The sequence below is a fragment of the Corallococcus macrosporus DSM 14697 genome, assembly GCF_002305895.1.
In the GTDB taxonomy this organism is placed as follows: Bacteria; Myxococcota; Myxococcia; order Myxococcales; family Myxococcaceae; genus Myxococcus; species Myxococcus macrosporus.
This window is the reverse complement of record NZ_CP022203.1, coordinates 3,810,307-3,825,742: the sequence shown is the minus strand read 5'-3', so window position 1 is coordinate 3,825,742 and position 15,436 is coordinate 3,810,307. Positions and strand designations below refer to the sequence as shown.

Genomic DNA, 15,436 nt, shown 5'->3' with positions numbered 1-15,436 from the left:
CGCGGGCCTGTCACGCCGTGGGAGCCACGGCCTTTTCAGAGGCGTCCGTGTGGGTGAAGCGGTCCTTGAGCCGCAGAAGGGGCCGCTCGAAGCAGCGCCACGAGACGACGGTCAGCGCCAGCAGCACCGCGTACTCGAACAGGATGCCCAGCCCGGTCGCGACGAACGTTGACGGGATGTACCGGTAGAACAGCGGCCGCGTGTAATAGCCGCCAGCGGGGATGACCAGCGCGTGGAACAGGTAGAGCCCGTAGCTCACCTGCCCCACGAAGCGCAGCGGACGCCACTGCAACACGCCTTGGAGCAGCGACGCGCGGCCGGAGAGCACCCACCCCAGCAGGCTGGCGAAGCCCAGCGCCCACAGCGAGTACAGGCCCGCCACCAGCAACGCGCGGCCCCACGGACCGCCCGCCCCCGTGAGCGCCGTGGCCATGTGGATGGCGGCCCCCTCGCCAAAGAAGGCGAATGACAGCCCGAGCGCCACCAGCAGCGCGGGCACCGCGAGCCGCCCGCCCCAGCGCGCCAGCCCGTCCACCGTCGCGCGGCCATCCACCACGCCCAGGGCCAGCAATCCTCCGAGCGCCAACCCGTCCAGGCGGAACAGCGTGAAGGTGTAGACCTGGAGGGGCGTGACGCCCTCCCACAGCGCGGCGAGACGCGCCACGGGGGACAGCAGCACGCACGTCCACAGCAGCACCCGAAGCTGCCCGTTCCGGAGGAAGTACACGAGCAGCGGCCACACCAGGTAGAACTGCTCCTCGATGGCCAGGGACCACGTCACGTTGAGGAGCGCCGGTCCGAATTCCGTCATCCCCAGGTTCTGGAGGTACAGCGCATAACGCGGCCACGGGTAGCGCTGGGGGTCGAAGGCCAGGGCTGGCAGCAGCCACCCCATGACGCCAAAGGCGAAGAGCAGGAGCAGGTAGTACAGCGGCCAGATACGCAACGCCCGCCGCGCATAGAAGGTGCGGAAGTAGCCTCCCCGCTCGCGCGTCTGCACCAGGATGCGCGTAATCAGGAAGCCGGAGAGGACGAAGAAGAGGTCCACTCCCGCCCAGCCCACCTGGAAGAGCGCGCCCAATGATGCGCTGCGCAGCACTGTCAGCGAGTGGTACGCAATCACCATCAACACCGCCACACCGCGCAGTCCGTCCAGCGCGGGAAGGTACTCAGGCAGGTGCAGCGGCTCCGAGGGTCCGGTCTTCATCTCGGGGGCGGACCATACCGGGAAACGAGGGGGCGCCCCACCCGTCCGGATGTGCTGCGGATTACAGCAGCACCTCTGTGATACTTGGCCCGATGCCCGATGTGGCCCCGAGCGACGACCTCCTGATCGTGCCTGTGATGCGCCTGCACGCGGCGGCGCTCCAGACACTCGCCTCGGATCATGTCCGCGGTCCGGTTTTCCTGTCAGGGACGCGGAGGGTGAAGCGTCGTCGCGCCGCATCCACGGGAGTACCTTCCACCCCGAAGCGGTGGAGCAGCCCGTGCGGCCCCCTGCCCCTCACCCGAAAGGACGCCCCGAATGTCCCCCGTCCCCCCAGATGCCACCCAGATTCTGGAGCTCGCCGCCAGCCATGGGCTGAAGCTCAAACCCGACACCCTGTCGGTCAACGAGGCCGGGCTCGACTACCGCGTCGTGATGGCGCGCGACCTTGAAGACACGCTGTGGGTCCTCCGCATCCCCCGGCGTGAAGACGTCTCCGCGAAGCTCGCGGACGAGAAGAAGATTCTCGACTTCATCGGCCCCCGGCTCGGGGTGGCGGTGCCAAACTGGCACATCGCCCAGCGGGACCTCATCGCCTATCCCGCGCTGCCGGGCAGGCCCGGGCTGACGTTGAATCCCACCTCGGGCGAGCCCGTGTGGCACTTCGACCGCGAATCGCGCGACTACGCCCGCCAGTTCGGCCAGCTCCTGGCCCGGATGCACGCCATCGACGTCGAGGAGGTCCGGCGAGCGGGCCTCGTCGTCGAAACCCCGGAGCAGGTCCGCGCCACCTGGGCGTCCGACCTCGCCCGCGTCAGGCAGGCGTTCGACATCGCGCCGGCCCTCACCGAGCGCTGGGAGCGCTGGCTGGGTGACGACTCCTACTGGCCCCGCTTCGTCACGATGACGCACGGGGAGCCCTACCCCGCCCACGTCCTGCTGGCGCCGGACGACACCATCACCGGCGTCCTCGACTGGACCACCGCCAAGGTGGGGGACCCGGCGCGAGACTTCGTCTTCCAGAAGATGCTCGGCGTGGACGCCGTGTTCGAGGCCACCGTGGACGCCTACGTGAAGGCGGGCGGGCAGGTCTGGGACCGGCTGGGCGACCACTGCGTGGAGCTGCTCGCGGCGTCGCCCCTGGGCTATGCCCTCTACGCGCTGACCACGGGCCTGCCAGAGCACCGGGCGGCCGCCCAGGCACAGCTCACCCCCGAAGCGGCCATGTAGGCACAGCGGACCGGGCGGCGGGGCGGGCTCCCGCCGCTCAGGTTTCACTGTCCAATCCCGGCCCGGGGCGCTAGGTAGGGACGGCTCGATGGAGCTTCGATGACCGCTGCCCTCCTGTCCCTGTCCCTCGCCTTCACGCTCGTCACCGGCCAGTTCGCGCCCCAGCAGGCGGGAAGCGACCCGCTCGCGCCGGAATTGGAGGCGCGCGTCCAGACCCTGGGCAAGCAGCTCCGGTGCGCCGTGTGCCAGGGCCTGTCCGTCGCGGACAGCCCGTCCTCCATGGCGCGGGCCCAGCTCGACATGATTCGCGAGCTCGTCTCCGAGGGGAAGAGCGACGCCGAAATCGTCGAGTACTTCGTGGCGCGCTACGGCGAGTGGGTGCTCCTCTCCCCCCGCGCGGAAGGCTTCAACTGGTTCGTGTGGCTGGGCCCGGTGGCGCTCGTCGCCGTGGGCGGCTTCGTCATCTGGCGGCAGCTCCAGCGCGGCGCGGGCGCCCCGGAGCAGGCGCCGGCCCCGACCTCCGAAGAAGAAACGGCGGCCCCGGCCGCGCCCGCGGGAGCCCCTCCGGCGGATGAAGAAGACCCGTACCTCCAGGCCGTGCGCCGGGAGCTCGAGCGCTAGGAGCGCCAGGCCATGCAGCCGCAGACGACGAATTGGTTGCCCGGAATCATCGTGCTCGCCGTCACCTTCGTGTTGGCGGCGGGCTGGCTCATCCTCCAGCGCCGCAAGGGCTCGCTGGCCTCGGCCGAGCCCCGCGACGGCGTGCTCGATGACCTGACGCAGCGCGCGCAGTCCCTCATCGACCAGCTCCGCGCGCTGGAGGCGGAGAAGCACAACCAGAGCCCGGAGCAGTACGCCTCCGAGAAGTCCCGCCTGGAGCGCGAGGCCGCCGCGGCCCTGCGCGCGAAGGACGAGCACCTCAAGCGCAAGGCCTCCGGCGAGGGCGTCCGCGCCCGACCCCAGGCCCCGGCCCCCACCGGGTGGGCCTCCCGCAATCCGCAGCTCGTGGGCGCGCTGTGGGGCGCCAGCATCGTGGTGTTCTTCGGCGGCCTGGGCTACCTGCTGGTCTCCGAGCAGCAGACGCGCACCGACGGCATGGAGGCCACCGGCCGGATGCCCCCGGGCGGCGCCGCCGCGCAGCAGCAGCAGGGCGCGGGCATGGACGGACAGATGCCGGAGGGCCCGGAGATGCAGGAGGCCCGCGCGCGGCTGGACGCCAACGCCGGTGACGTGGACGCGGCGGCGATGCTGAGCCATGAGCTCATCCGCCGGCAGCAGTTCGACGAGGCCGCCAAGGTCACCGCGAAGGGCCTGGCCGCGGACCCCTTCAACGTGGAGCTGAAGGTGCATCGCGGCGTGCTGCGCGCCACCCAGGGTGACATGACCGGCGCCGAGGCGGAGCTGACGGAGCTGGTGGACACCTGGCCGGACGCGCAGGAGGCGCTCATCTTCCTGGGCAGCCTGGCCCTGCGCCGCGGCGACAAGGCGACGGCGCTGGCGCACTTCGAGCGCTTCTCCGTGGAGGTGCCGCGCAACATGCAGCCGCCGCAGCTCGGTCCCGCCATCGCCCAGCTTCGCGCGGAGGTCGCGGCCGGCATGCCCTGACGCGCGAGCCCGCCCCTGAAGCACCCGCGGCGCCGCCCCAACCTCCCCAAGAGGCCAGGGCCGGCGCCGCGGTTGTCTTCAACCCTCAGTGCACCGCGGCACGGCGGCGCCGGAAGCGGCGAACCTTCTCCACCAGCGTGTCCGGCATGGCCGCCTTGGCGGCGTCGCGCAGGGTGCGCGCCAGGGACTCCGACTGGGAGAACCAGCGGCCCTCCCACGTCCCGGCGTGGACGCGCACGGACACCGTGCGCCGCTGCTTCGACACCCAGTCGGACTTGTACGTCTCCGTGCCCCGGAGGAAGTCGTACTCGGTGAGGCCGGCGTCCAGCGCGTCGCGGAACGTCTCCCCCACCAGCACCAGGCCCACGCTGCGGTTGCGCCACGCCGGATCGTACCCGGACTGGAAGTACACGAAGCTGTCGCGGTGGAGGATGCCGTACACGGAAGCCACGGCCTGGCCCCCCACCTTCATCGTGTACAGGCGCAGCCGGCCGCGCTCCGCCAGGAACTGCGTGGCGTCCCGGTGGAACGCCTCCACGCCCGAGCCCTTGATGCCCTGCGAGCCCCCATCCGCCGCCCACCGCGCCGCGTGCAGGCGGAAGAAGTCCGTCAGCGGCGCCGCCAGCTCGCCCGGCGCGTCGGTGCGCTCGATGCGGTAGCCCTCCTGCTTCTCCAGCCACTTGCGCCGCCGCAGGAAGTTGTCGCGCCGGCCCGTGCGCTTGAGGAACGCGTCGAAGGGCTCCCCCGGCGTCAGCGTGTCGTACGGGCACACGTAGCGCGGCGCCACGCGCACGTCCTGTCGGGCGAAGGTCCGCCGCAGCACGTCCACCGTGGGCGAGTCCTCACGCAGGTCGGACAGATCCAACACGTCCCACTCGTCGCGCAGCGCGTGCAGCATCCGCGCGAAGGCCTCCGCCACCTCGCGCTCGCGTCCGCGCCGCGCCACGACGTCCAGGTAGTCGCTGCCCACGTGCGTCTCACCCAGGAAGCTCAGCCGCCGCACCGGCACGCCGGTGACGCCCAGGTACTCCACGCCCAGCGGCATCAACCCCACCAGCGTGCCCGCCGCGTCGCGCGCGGTCAGCACCAGCGGGCGCCGGCCCGTGGCGATGCGCCGGCACCACGGGTACACCCACTCCCAGGCGTTGAAGGGGCCCGCGTCGCTCGCGTCCAGCAGCGCGGCCCACTCCTCGCGCATCCCCGCCAGCGTGGAGAGGCTGCCCACGGCGCCTACCTCCAGCCGCTGGGCGGCCCACGGTCCCTGTGAAAGCTCGTCCTCCCGAATCAACGCCCGCCCTCCCGGAGGGGCAGCCGCCCCTCCCCTGTTCCCTGAATGAACCTCACCCCGCGCGCTTCTTCGTCCGGCGGTCCGACTTCACGGCCTCGCGCACCGCCTGCGCCACGTCCGCCATGACCTCCGGCGACAGGTCCTGGTGGCACGGCACCTCCACGATGGAGCGCCGGAGCTGCGCCACCTCCGGGAAGGCCGACGCGTCACAGGCCGGGTGGAAGCGCTTCCAGAAGTCGATGGCGTCGATGCCCTGCGCGCGCAGCCGCGCCAGCACCTCCGCCTTGTCCTGCACCACCAGCGGATAGAACAGCGGGCAGGCGCCCGGCGGGAGCTGGTTGAACAGCGGCGGGGAGACGTCGCGCAGCCGGCCCAGCAGGAAGAAGTAGTTGCGGCGCCGCTGCTCGACGATGGCTTCCAGGTCCTGGGCCAGGGCGATGCGCTTCGTCAGCGGGCTCATGCCCAGGTCCACGTGCTTGCGGTCGAAGTGCTGCGTGCCCGTGGCCACGCGCTCGATGCTGGCCGCCTTCACCGTGCCGTGCCCCACCAGGCGCACGGCGCTGCGCAGGGCCCGGCCGGCCACGCCGCCGCGCAGCTCCAGGTTCTGCAGCAACGCGGACACCGTGTGGCTGAAGGTGGACGCGGACGGCGGCGCGGGCGGCTCCGGCAGGCTGTACTGGCGCGGGCCGTTGACGACCAGCGCGCCCCCGTTGGGGACCGGCAGCGTCTTGTAGAGGCAGAAGATGCCCACGTCCCCCGTCGTCCCCAGGGGCACCGCGCCGTCGGAGGACAGCAGCGACAGCGCGCAGTCCTCGATGAGGATGAGCCCGTGCTGGTCCGCCAGCTTGCGCATCTGTGCGACGGGGCCCGGGAAGCCCGCGTAGTGCGTCAGGTACAGGGCCCGCGTCTTGGGCCCGATGCGCCGGGCCACGTCGTCCAGGTCCACGTCCCAGCGGCTGCCCACGCGGTAGAAGCGCGGCGTGGCGCCGGCGTCCACCAGCGCCTCCACCTCCACGCCGTGGTGGTAGGCCGGCATCAGCACCTCGCCCGAGTCCAGCCCCAGCATCTTCACCGTCAGCCAGATGGCGTTGCGGGCGAAGTAGAAGTAACGGACGTTGGGCGAGGAGAACGGCGGCAGCGAGCCGGGCCTGGGGCGCGACAGCAACATGTGCGGCCACAGGGTGGGCAGTGACGGCACGAACAGCCGGCCAGAGTGCTTCATCGTCTCCATCGCGACACCACCTCTTTCACCGCGGGCCCCCACTGGAACTTCGCCGCGCACAGCGCCCGGCCGAAGGGGGAGTCATTGAACACGTAGAGCCAGGTGTGGCGCCGGACCTCGTTCGTCCAGTCGCGCTTCCACACCATGTCCGGCCCCAGGAAGTCGAACTCGCGCAGGCCCCGGTCGATGCAGCTCCCGATGACCTCGTCCACCAGGAGCTGTCCCGGGCTGCACTCACGCAGGCCTTCGTCGTAGCCGGGCTTCAGCAGGAAGTAGCGCCCGCCGTACTCCAGGCCGAAGTGGAAGGCCACCGGCCGCCCGTCCAGGCGCAGGAAGTACAGCGCCAGCCGCTGGCGGTAGGCCGCGTCGCGCGCCAGCTCCGTGTAGAAGCCGCGCGTGCGCGCGTCCTGCGCCATGGCGGTGCCCCGCGCGCCCTTCCAGCCGCTCTGCTCCAGCAGGAAGCCCTCCTCCAGCGCGCCCTCCAGGCCCAGGCCCCCGTCCACCCGCTCGAAGGTGAGCCGGCCCTTCTCCTCCAGCTTGCGGCGCCGGCGGCGGCAGTTGGCCTTGAACTTGGATTGCAGCGTCTTCTGGAAGACGTCCCGCGTCGCCGGCAGCGGCACGTAGGGCGAGTTCAGGGACTCCCACTCGCCCACGGGCAGGCCGGACTCGCGCGCCACCGCGTGCAGCCGCCAGGCGGCCCCGCCGTCGGGGACGTCCGTGAGCCGCAGGACGTCCCAGCCGCCCGCCGAGCGCAGGTGGGACACGAAGGCCGCCGCGGCCAGGTCCGGCGCCTTCGCCACCAGGTCGAACCGGCAGGAGTGCGCGTTGGCGGCGGCGGACAACTGCCGCACCGGCACGCCCAGCAACGTCGTCCGCTCCTCCCACAGCGGGAGCACCGCGCTGAGGCTCCCGTCCGCGTCCCGCAGCGTCAGCACGCGGGGGCTCACGCCGGGGACGAAGTTGTCCATCCAGATGCGGAGGAACTCATGCCGGTAGAACAGCTCGTTGGAGGTGGCCTCCACGAGCGCGTTCCACTCGGACTCCAGGGCCATGAAGGCCGCGCGTCCCGTGACTTCGGTGACGCGCGGCGAGGCAGAAAGGTCTCTTGCTTCCATGAGATGTCGGGCGCCCAAGGTGGTGATGGAGGAGCGCGGCTACAAGCCGCTGCGGGCCATCTTCAGCAGGCAGGCGGCAACCTTGCGGCTGTCGTGTCGGATCCTGGACCCTGCCTTGAGGAGGTCCGCCTGCACGGGCACCACGCCCGCGCCAATCAAGTCCCGCGGGTGGGTGGCCACGAAGAAAGAGCCGCGCCGCGCGTAGCGCCGGGTGGCCTCCTCCGACGGCGGGGTGCCGTTGACGAGCACCGCGTCCAGCACCGGCCCCACGTGGTCCGTGACGGCCTGCACGTGGTCCAGGCAGGACATGCCGTCCGTCTCGCCCGGCTGGGTCATCAGGTTGGCCACCATGACCTTCAGCGCCCGCGTCTCCTTGAGCGCCTGCGCCACGCCGTCCACCAGCAGGTTGGGCAGCACGCTGGAGTACAGCGAGCCCGGGCCAATGGCGATGAGGTCCGCGGTGTAGATGGCCTCCAGCAGGCCGTCCGTGGGCGGCGGCGAGCGGGGGCTCAACGTGACGCGGCGCACCCGGCCGTGCGCGCGGCAGATGTTGCGCTCCCCCACCACCTCCGTGTCGTCGTGCATCTGCGCCACGAGCTGCACGGAGGCCAGCGTGGACGGCAACACATGGCCCCGGGCTCCCAGCAGCTCCCCGGACATGCGCACCGCCTCCATGAAGTCCCCCTTCAGCTCGGCGAGCGCGGCGATGAGCAGGTTGCCCACCGCGTGGCCCGCCAGGCCCCGCGCCCCGCCGAAGCGGAACTGGAAGACGTCCTTGAGCGCGTTCTTCCCGCCCGCGAGCGCCACCAGGCAGTTGCGGATGTCCCCCGGCGGCAGCGCGCCGTGCTGGCGCCGCAGCCGGCCGGAGCTGCCCCCGTCGTCGCTCATGGCCACCACCGCGGTGATGTCGATGCCGGGCTCCCGCGCCTTCGGCGTCGCGCGCCGGGCCAGGCCCCGCAACACCATGGGCAACCCCGTGCCCCCGCCAATGGCGACGATGCGCGTCGGCCGGTCCACCTGCCCCTGAAGCACCTCGTTGCCCTGGCGCTCCAGCTCCAGCCTGCGCCGGGCCTCCGACCACTCCGCGGGCAGCGGCGCTTCCATGTCCATTCCCACCATGACGCTAACCCCCATCCACGACGCCCCAGCCCGCCTCCCCAGGCGGGCCCCACCTCCCGGCCTCCCTCGACGGGAGGCCGGGACAGCGCAATGCCCTACCGCGCCCCACGACCGAGAAGCACATGCCTCACGGTGTGGAAGATGATGCCCACATCCAGGAACAGCGAACCGTTCTTCACGTAGTACAGGTCGAACTCCAGCTTGTTCCGCGCATCCTCCACCGACGCGCCGTAGGGGTAGCGGATCTGCGCCCACCCCGTCAGGCCCGGCTTCACGGCCTCCCGCAGGCCGTAGAAAGGAATCTGCTGCTTCAACTGCTCGACGAACACTGGCCTCTCGGGGCGGGGCCCCACGAAGCTCATGTCTCCCGTCAGGATGTTGAACACCTGGGGAATCTCGTCGATGCGCGTGCGGCGGATGAAGCGGCCCACCCGCGTGACGCGGTCGTCGTTCGCCTTGGCCCACACCGCGCCATGCTTCTCCGCGTCCGTGCGCATGCTGCGGAACTTCCACAGGTGATACGTGCTCCCGAACAACCCGGTCCTTTCCTGCCGGTAGAAGATGGGCCCCTTCGAGTCCAGCTTGATGGCCACCGCGACCAGCAGCAGGAAGGGCGCGGACAGCATTAGCAGGAGGGATGCCACCGCGATGTCGAAGCCCCGCTTGAGCGTGCGGCGCAGCGGGGACACGGTCAGCTCGTCCGCGAAGGCGAAGTCGCTGGCCCGGAGGAACTGCACGGGAATCCGGCGCAGCACCCGCTCGCAGAAGCCGGTGGCCTCATACACCCGGCGGCCCTCGAGCCGGCAGCGCAGCAGGCTGTCCACCCAGTTGGCCCCGCGCATGTCATCCGCGGCCTGGACGACATAGGCCGCGTTCAGCCGGGCCGCCGTCCGCTCCACGGGCTCCCCGGAGGTGCGCGGGTCCGTCAGGCCCACGATGCGGTAGGTGCCCTCCCCGCCCGCCTCAATCGCGCTGGCCACCGCGCGCGCCTTGGTGCCGTCACCGACGATGAGGACCGTGTGCGGCGCCCCCACCAGCGCGCGGATGGACACCCGCACCGTCAACGTGCCGGCCAGGGCCCCCATGGCGCCGCCCAGCAGCGTGCCAGGCGGGAGCTGCACCGGCACCACCAGGGGCGTCACCAGCATGACGCCACCGGCCACCATCGCGGTGACGCCCGCGGCCTTGAGGAACCGGTATCCCCTCACCCGGTCCTCCGCCGCCACGCGGAGGTCATACAAGTCCAACAGGTACAGCGTGAACTGGAAGGTGATGACGAACGCCGCGCCCAGCCCCAGCAGTGTCGGCCACAACTGCGACAGGGGCGTGTGCGTCCCGTCAGGCGCGAAGAGTGCCGCGCAGGCCGCCGCGCCCATCACGCAGGCCAACGCGATCGCCGAACTCTCGGCGAGGAAGAACGTCAGTTTCTTTGCAGAGAAATAGTGGTGAAAAACGCGGAGCACGTGCCCCTCCGACCTACCCGCCCGACCCTCTCCCATCTTCACGCCCCGCCCCCCGTCGCCAGGGGGCGGGGCCGAAGCCTCACGCCGCTACTTCTTTTCGTAGTTCTTCAGGTACGGCGCCGAGTGCACCTCCGCGCCGTTGAGCACGCACCCGACGATGGGCGCGCCGCCCAGGCTCTCCACCGCCTGGTGCACCGCCTTGCCCGACGTGACGTTGGCCCGGATGACCATCAGCACGCCGTCCGCCTGGTGGCCCAGGATGGCCGCGTCCGCGAAGGGCAGCGTGGGCGGCAGGTCGATGTACACCTCGTCGAAGCCCTCCCGCACCGCCTTGAGGAACTGCTTCATCCGGCCGCTCGCCAGCACCTGCGCCGTGTCCTCCGGGGTGACGCCCGCGGGGATGAGGGCCAGGCGCGTGGAGTTGAACCGCCGCACCACGTCCCGCACCTCGCAGTCCCCCGCCAGCAGCTCCGCCAGGCCCGTCTTGTTGCGCATGCCCAGCGTGGCCGCCACGCCGCCCCGGCGCAGGTCCGCGTCCACCAGCAGGATGCGGCGCTCCGGGTTCGCCCGGGCCGCGGCGAGCGCCAGGTTGACGCTCGTCACCGTCTTGCCCTCGCCCGGCATCGCCGAGGTGAGCGCGACGACCTTCATCGGCCGCAGGTCCCGCATCCGCTCCAGCCTGTAATAAAGGCTGCGGTACTGCTCCGCCGCGGCCGACGCCGGCGCCGTCAACGTCACCACCCGCCGGTCCACCGCGTTGCCGCCCGTCGGGTTGTCATCCACTCGGGGGAGGAAGTTGCCCGCCCGCTCCATCGTCTGATCCATGTCCGTCCTCCGTCCTTTTCCGGCGAGACTCAGTTCAACGTCGTGGGGTTGGACACGCTGTTTCGAGCCCCCGAAGCCGGCATCAGAATCCGCCGCTCCGTCTTGCCCTGCATTTCCGGGACCACCGCGAGCACAGGCAGCGTCAGGCGCTGGCGAACCTCCGTGCCGTCGCGCAGGCTGTCGTCACGCATCTCCAGCACGGCGCCCGTCAACACGCCCAGGCCCAGGGCCAGGAGGAAGACGATGAGCATGCCCGCCATGCGGTCCGGCCGGGCCGGGGTCGCCGGCACGCCCGCCGGGGAGATGACGTTGAAGAGGCTCTTGGCGCTCTTGGCCTCCAGCTCCTGGGCGATCTCCGCCTCCACCTTGCGGCTCACCACGCTCTGGTACTTGGTGCGCGCGATTTCGTAGTCGCGGTTCATCACCGCCAGCTCGTGCGCCCAGCGCGGGGTGTTGTTCAGCCGGCCCTGGTACGCCTCGGCCTGCTTCTGGAGGTCCTGGATCTCCTGCTGGATGTTGCCAATCAGCGTGGCCACGCGGGTGCGCTCGGCGCGCTCCGCCCAGAGGCGGCCTTCGGCTTCCTTGCGGCGGGCCGTCATGCTGTCCAGCTCCGTCTGCAGGCGCTTCACCTCCGGGTGGTCCTCCGTCCAGGTGGTGCGGGCGTTGACCAGCGCGCGGGTCAGCCCGCTCTCCGCGGCCTCGAGCCGGCCGGCCTCGCTGTCCACCGCGTTGCGAGCGCGGGCCAGGTCGGAGCGGCGGCCTTCGGCGACCCGCAGCTCCTCGGACTTCGTCTGGAGCTGGTGCGACACGCGCTCCAGGCCGCGCATGTTCATCTCCATCTGCTCGGGCAGCTCACCCAGGTGGTCCACTTTGAACTGGGAGATCTTCGTCTCCCAGGCGCTGACCGCCTTGCCCAGCGCGGCCATCTCCTCGTTGAAGAGGTCGGTGGCGCGCGCCGCCTGGGCCTGGCGGATCTTCAGCGTCTCCTCGGAGAAGATGGTCGGCAGGCGGTTGGCCACCTGCGCCGCCACCTGCGGGTCGCGGTTGGCGTAGGTGAGCTCGAAGGCCGTCTCACCCTCCACGCGGATGGTGAGGTCCTTGCGCATCTGCGCGACCGCGGACTCCATGCCCTTCTCGGAGACAAGCTCCGGATAGAGGTTCATCTCCTCGATGGCCTTCTGGAGCACCGGACGCGCCAGCAGCTCCTGGCGGACAGTGAGCAGCCGCTGCTCGATGATTTCGCTCACCGTGCGCTGCACCATCTCCTCACCCGGCCGCTGCGGCTCCACGCGGACCACCACTGAAGCCTCGTACATGCTCGGCCGGGTCATCACGATGGCTGCACCCACCAAGAAGACCACTGCTGCGATGGCACCGACCAGGGCCTTGCGCCGCCACAGGGCACCCAGAAGCTGGTCTGCCGTCATCCCTCGCTCCATGTTCCGCTCCTCCTCCATCCCACGCGCTGTAGCTACCAAGGCGTCACCACCAGACGGACGGCGAACACATTGCGCGTCAGGTCCACCGCGCTCGCCGAATCCGCCAGCCCAACCTGAGCGATCCGATCCACCGCACCCTGCGCCGACAGGCGCCGGTCAATGCGGTACTCCACACCACCACTCACCGCGTAGCCCTGCGACACTCGCGGCGCTCCTCGGAACACGGCCCAGTCCAGCGACGGGGCCTGCCCGTTGCGGAAGAAGCTGGCCGCTCCGAAAACCGAGAACTTCTGCGTGAAACGACGCGCCAGCATCACCGACGCGTAATCCGCCCACAGCGCGTTGGTGAAGCCGTTGGCGCCCACCAGGTCGTGCCCCATGGACACGCCCACGTCCAACATCTCCCCTACGCGCTGCAGCTCCACGTTCACCCGCGGGACCCACCCACCCTGCTGGCCCACCGGCGCCAGGTACCGCACCGGGCCGCCCCGGACGGTCAAGGTGGTAGGCCGCGTCAGCCGATACCGCAACCCCAGCGCCGCGCCGTGCGACTGGCTCAGCGTCCCCTCATAGAGGAAGCCCTGGTACCGGTACTCCAGGCCCAGGCTGAGCCGGCGCGTGGTGCGGTACCACCCCTCAATGGAGGGCGTGTGCGCGTAGCCCGCGCGCTGCCCCACGTCGATGATGCGCACCGCCTCGAAGCGGTAGCCCGCGCGCATGTCCAGCCGCTCCGTCACGCGGTTCGTCACGCCCAGCGTCGCCTGCGCGAAGAACGTGGGCAGCGTGGAGCGCGCCAGGCCGTCACGCGGCAGCGAGCTGGGGTCCGTGACCCGGAACACCCGCAGCGCCGAATCCAGCCGCAGCCGGCGCGTCATCTGATGCCGCGCCTCCAGCCCGCCCCGGTGGTCCAACGTCGTCCGGCCGGAGCCGTGCCGCATCAGCAGGTCGGCCGCGTAGAAGCTGTCCAGCGTGAGCCGCGCGTCCTTGGCCTCCAGACCCAGGCGCGGCGTCAGCTTCGTCATCAACTGGCCGGTGCCGTCACCGCCCAGCCGCAGGTCGTCATCGAACCGCTCCTCGGCCGTGAGCCGAAGCCGGGGCTCCCACATCGTCGCGCCGTGCGCGGCGGGCGCACCGAACAGCAGGCCCGCGAGTAGCCACTTCTTCCAGTTGCCCTTCACCGTCGCCCTCCGTCCCGTACGCCTCACACCGCCCACGTCCACGACGCCCACCGCGTCACCACGGCTCACGGAACGACGACGGTGTCACCCGGCCGGAGGATGACCTCTTGCCCGCCATCCGGAGAGATGAGGTCGCTGTAGCGCACCGGAATCTGGCCGCCCTTGCTGTCGGTGCGGATGACGACGATGCCATCCGAGTTGGCGAAGTCCGTGAAGCCGCCCGCCAGCGCAATGGCCTGCAACAGCGACACGCGGCCGCGCAGCGGATAGGCGCCCGGGTGGGCCACCTCGCCGGTGACGAACACGCGGCTGCTGTTCACCTCGCGCACAATCACCGTCACGCGCGGCTCCTGCACGTACGGCTGGAAGGCCTGCTTCAGCGAGTCAGCCAGCTCCGTGGGCGTCTTGCCCGCCGCGTGGACCTCGCCCACCATGGGCATGGAGATGTAGCCATCCGGACGAACCGGCAGCGTCCGGGACAGCTCCGCGTCACGCCACACCGCGATGTCCAGCACGTCCTCGCGGCCAATCCGGTAGGGCTGCTCCGTGTTGTCCACCTTCACCTGCGGCTGGTGCGCGCAGCCCCCCAGGAGCATCACGCCCAACACCGTCCAGAACCCCGCGCTCGTCTTGCCCATCGTCAGCTCTCCCTCAAAAGCGTGTGTCGCGCTCCCGGCCGTACCGCGGCCGAACGTTGCTTCCGGCGCCGTTGCCTTAGCAGCGCGTGTGCCACGTACTGGAGGGAGGGAAAGCCCATGGATCGCAGTGGGTTACGAAGTGCCCTCCCGGGAGACCCCATGGGGTTCAGGAAATTTTTCCGGCATCGTACCCGCGTCGCATCCGGTGCTTTCTTCAGACAGTGCGCTGATCTGGGAACGACTTTTCCCTCCGCGGCCCCCCTCACTTCCCATTTCAGGGGCAAAGAGGCTGGCACGCGTCTTGGATTGAAGTCCGCGCGAGGCAAGGCAGTCCACAACGCGTGAATGAGCTCGCGAAAACGGGGGAGGGTCGGATGAGGAAGGCGGCAGGGGCGGTGGCGGCGTCGTTCGCGATGGGCACTGGAGCCATGACCCTGATGGGCGTGGCCTTCGCGACCCAGATGGAGGCCGCGGTGGTGGCCGTGGTGGGGCTGGCGCTGTACGCGAGCAGCGCCTTGCTCACCGGCAAGGCGCCGACGACGGCGGCCACCAGCGTCGCGAAACAGGCGTAGTCCGAAGGAAACGAAAGAGGCCTGGCGCCCACCACGAGGCGCCGGGCCTCTTCTCTTTGGAGCGCACGGTTTCGAACGAAGGCGTCTATGGTGCGCCGCCATGGCCAAGCCAAAGTACTGGCTCATCAAGAGCGAGCCCTCCGTCTACGCCTACGCCCAGCTCGCGCAGGACGGGAAGACGGAGTGGACGGGCGTGAGGAACTTCGAGGCGCGCAACAACATCCGGGCCATGAAGCCCGGGGACCTGTGCCTCTACTACCACTCCAATGAAGACAAGGCCGTGGTGGGCGTGGCCCAGGTGCTCACCCCGCCGGGGCCTGACTCCACCGCGCCGGACGAGGACTGGGCCGCGACCTTCATGGGGCCCGTCACCGCCTTCACGCAGCCGGTGGCCCTGGCGACCATCAAGGCCACCGCCAGCCTGAAGGACTTTCCGCTCGTCACCCGCGGCCGGTTGAGCGTGGCCCCCGTCACCGCCACGCACTTCAAGCAGGTGCTGAAGCTGGGGAAGACCGCCCTGCCGGCGTAGGACGGT

At 70.6% G+C, this 15,436-nt stretch carries 15 protein-coding genes; 5 read left to right on the top strand and 10 right to left on the bottom strand.

Annotated features, from left to right (window positions below):
- Positions 1-10: 10 nt before the first annotated feature.
- Positions 11-1,207 (bottom strand): acyltransferase family protein, encoded by a 1,197-nt coding sequence (locus MYMAC_RS16090; RefSeq protein WP_095958726.1) that lies wholly within the window; start codon positions 1,205-1,207, stop codon positions 11-13.
- 318 nt (positions 1,208-1,525) lie between these two features.
- Between MYMAC_RS16090 and MYMAC_RS16085 the strand changes: the two genes are divergently transcribed.
- The 3 genes from MYMAC_RS16085 (at position 1,526) to MYMAC_RS16075 (ending at position 4,042) form a co-directional block, all read left to right on the top strand.
- Complete coding sequence (locus MYMAC_RS16085) at positions 1,526-2,437, top strand: macrolide 2'-phosphotransferase (RefSeq protein WP_095958725.1); 912 nt, start codon at positions 1,526-1,528, stop codon at positions 2,435-2,437.
- Between the two features lie 99 nt (positions 2,438-2,536).
- On the top strand, positions 2,537-3,058 hold the full coding sequence (locus tag MYMAC_RS16080) for a cytochrome c-type biogenesis protein (protein WP_095958724.1): 522 nt from the start codon (positions 2,537-2,539) through the stop codon (positions 3,056-3,058).
- A gap of 12 nt (positions 3,059-3,070) precedes the next feature.
- Positions 3,071-4,042, top strand: a complete 972-nt coding sequence (locus MYMAC_RS16075) for a tetratricopeptide repeat protein (RefSeq protein ID WP_013939811.1) — start codon at positions 3,071-3,073, stop codon at positions 4,040-4,042.
- A gap of 85 nt (positions 4,043-4,127) precedes the next feature.
- Here MYMAC_RS16075 and MYMAC_RS16070 read toward each other — a convergent pair whose 3' ends face one another.
- From MYMAC_RS16070 to MYMAC_RS16030, 9 genes are all read right to left on the bottom strand, one after another.
- On the bottom strand, positions 4,128-5,330 hold the full coding sequence (locus MYMAC_RS16070) for a GNAT family N-acetyltransferase (RefSeq protein ID WP_095958723.1): 1,203 nt from the start codon (positions 5,328-5,330) through the stop codon (positions 4,128-4,130).
- Positions 5,331-5,382: 52 nt separating this feature from the next.
- Positions 5,383-6,552, bottom strand: coding sequence for a DegT/DnrJ/EryC1/StrS family aminotransferase (locus MYMAC_RS16065; RefSeq protein ID WP_095958722.1), 1,170 nt, complete (start codon positions 6,550-6,552; stop codon positions 5,383-5,385).
- The gene (locus MYMAC_RS16060; protein ID WP_095958721.1) at positions 6,549-7,667 is read right to left on the bottom strand and encodes a GNAT family N-acetyltransferase; all 1,119 of its coding nucleotides are present in this window, start codon (positions 7,665-7,667) and stop codon (positions 6,549-6,551) included. The genes MYMAC_RS16065 and MYMAC_RS16060 overlap by 4 nt, the downstream gene beginning before the upstream one ends.
- A 39-nt stretch (positions 7,668-7,706) precedes the next feature.
- Positions 7,707-8,786 (bottom strand): gluconeogenesis factor YvcK family protein, encoded by a 1,080-nt coding sequence (locus MYMAC_RS16055; RefSeq protein WP_095958720.1) that lies wholly within the window; start codon positions 8,784-8,786, stop codon positions 7,707-7,709.
- Positions 8,787-8,881: 95 nt separating this feature from the next.
- Positions 8,882-10,249, bottom strand: a complete 1,368-nt coding sequence (gene exoE, locus MYMAC_RS16050) for a polyisoprenyl-phosphate hexose-1-phosphate transferase ExoE (protein ID WP_095958719.1) — start codon at positions 10,247-10,249, stop codon at positions 8,882-8,884.
- A gap of 87 nt (positions 10,250-10,336) precedes the next feature.
- A complete protein-coding gene (locus MYMAC_RS16045) occupies positions 10,337-11,074 on the bottom strand; it encodes a CpsD/CapB family tyrosine-protein kinase (RefSeq protein ID WP_013939805.1) in 738 nt (245 codons plus the stop codon).
- A 29-nt stretch (positions 11,075-11,103) separates the two neighbouring features.
- Positions 11,104-12,531, bottom strand: a complete 1,428-nt coding sequence (locus tag MYMAC_RS16040; protein ID WP_095958718.1) for a GumC family protein — start codon at positions 12,529-12,531, stop codon at positions 11,104-11,106.
- Positions 12,532-12,545: 14 nt separating this feature from the next.
- Positions 12,546-13,718 carry a porin family protein gene (locus MYMAC_RS16035; RefSeq protein WP_239989559.1) on the bottom strand — a complete coding sequence of 391 codons (1,173 nt, stop codon included), beginning with the start codon at positions 13,716-13,718 and terminating at the stop codon, positions 12,546-12,548.
- 38 nt (positions 13,719-13,756) lie between these two features.
- Positions 13,757-14,329, bottom strand: coding sequence for a polysaccharide biosynthesis/export family protein (locus MYMAC_RS16030; RefSeq protein WP_013939802.1), 573 nt, complete (start codon positions 14,327-14,329; stop codon positions 13,757-13,759).
- Between the two features lie 374 nt (positions 14,330-14,703).
- On the opposite strand from MYMAC_RS16030, the gene MYMAC_RS16025 reads away from it, so the two are divergent.
- Both MYMAC_RS16025 and MYMAC_RS16020 read left to right on the top strand, forming a co-directional pair.
- Positions 14,704-14,901, top strand: coding sequence for a hypothetical protein (locus MYMAC_RS16025; RefSeq protein WP_095961593.1), 198 nt, complete (start codon positions 14,704-14,706; stop codon positions 14,899-14,901).
- A 100-nt stretch (positions 14,902-15,001) separates the two neighbouring features.
- A complete protein-coding gene (locus MYMAC_RS16020; RefSeq protein ID WP_095958716.1) occupies positions 15,002-15,430 on the top strand; it encodes an EVE domain-containing protein in 429 nt (142 codons plus the stop codon).
- The last annotated feature ends 6 nt before the right edge of the window (positions 15,431-15,436 follow it).

Bases quoted from the DNA above. Each gene is read 5' to 3' on its own strand.
- MYMAC_RS16030 (WP_013939802.1), bottom strand. From the start codon at position 14,329: ATGGGCAAGACGAGCGCGGGGTTCTGGACGGTGTTGGGCGTGATGCTC.
- MYMAC_RS16045 (WP_013939805.1), bottom strand. From the start codon at position 11,074: ATGGATCAGACGATGGAGCGGGCGGGCAACTTCCTCCCCCGAGTGGAT.
- MYMAC_RS16040 (WP_095958718.1), bottom strand. From the start codon at position 12,531: ATGGAGGAGGAGCGGAACATGGAGCGAGGGATGACGGCAGACCAGCTT.
- MYMAC_RS16090 (WP_095958726.1), bottom strand. From the start codon at position 1,207: ATGAAGACCGGACCCTCGGAGCCGCTGCACCTGCCTGAGTACCTTCCC.
- MYMAC_RS16080 (WP_095958724.1), top strand. From the start codon at position 2,537: ATGACCGCTGCCCTCCTGTCCCTGTCCCTCGCCTTCACGCTCGTCACC.
- MYMAC_RS16060 (WP_095958721.1), bottom strand. From the start codon at position 7,667: ATGGAAGCAAGAGACCTTTCTGCCTCGCCGCGCGTCACCGAAGTCACG.
- MYMAC_RS16025 (WP_095961593.1), top strand. From the start codon at position 14,704: ATGAGGAAGGCGGCAGGGGCGGTGGCGGCGTCGTTCGCGATGGGCACT.
- MYMAC_RS16065 (WP_095958722.1), bottom strand. From the start codon at position 6,552: ATGAAGCACTCTGGCCGGCTGTTCGTGCCGTCACTGCCCACCCTGTGG.
- MYMAC_RS16085 (WP_095958725.1), top strand. From the start codon at position 1,526: ATGTCCCCCGTCCCCCCAGATGCCACCCAGATTCTGGAGCTCGCCGCC.
- MYMAC_RS16055 (WP_095958720.1), bottom strand. From the start codon at position 8,786: ATGGTGGGAATGGACATGGAAGCGCCGCTGCCCGCGGAGTGGTCGGAG.
- MYMAC_RS16075 (WP_013939811.1), top strand. From the start codon at position 3,071: ATGCAGCCGCAGACGACGAATTGGTTGCCCGGAATCATCGTGCTCGCC.
- MYMAC_RS16020 (WP_095958716.1), top strand. From the start codon at position 15,002: ATGGCCAAGCCAAAGTACTGGCTCATCAAGAGCGAGCCCTCCGTCTAC.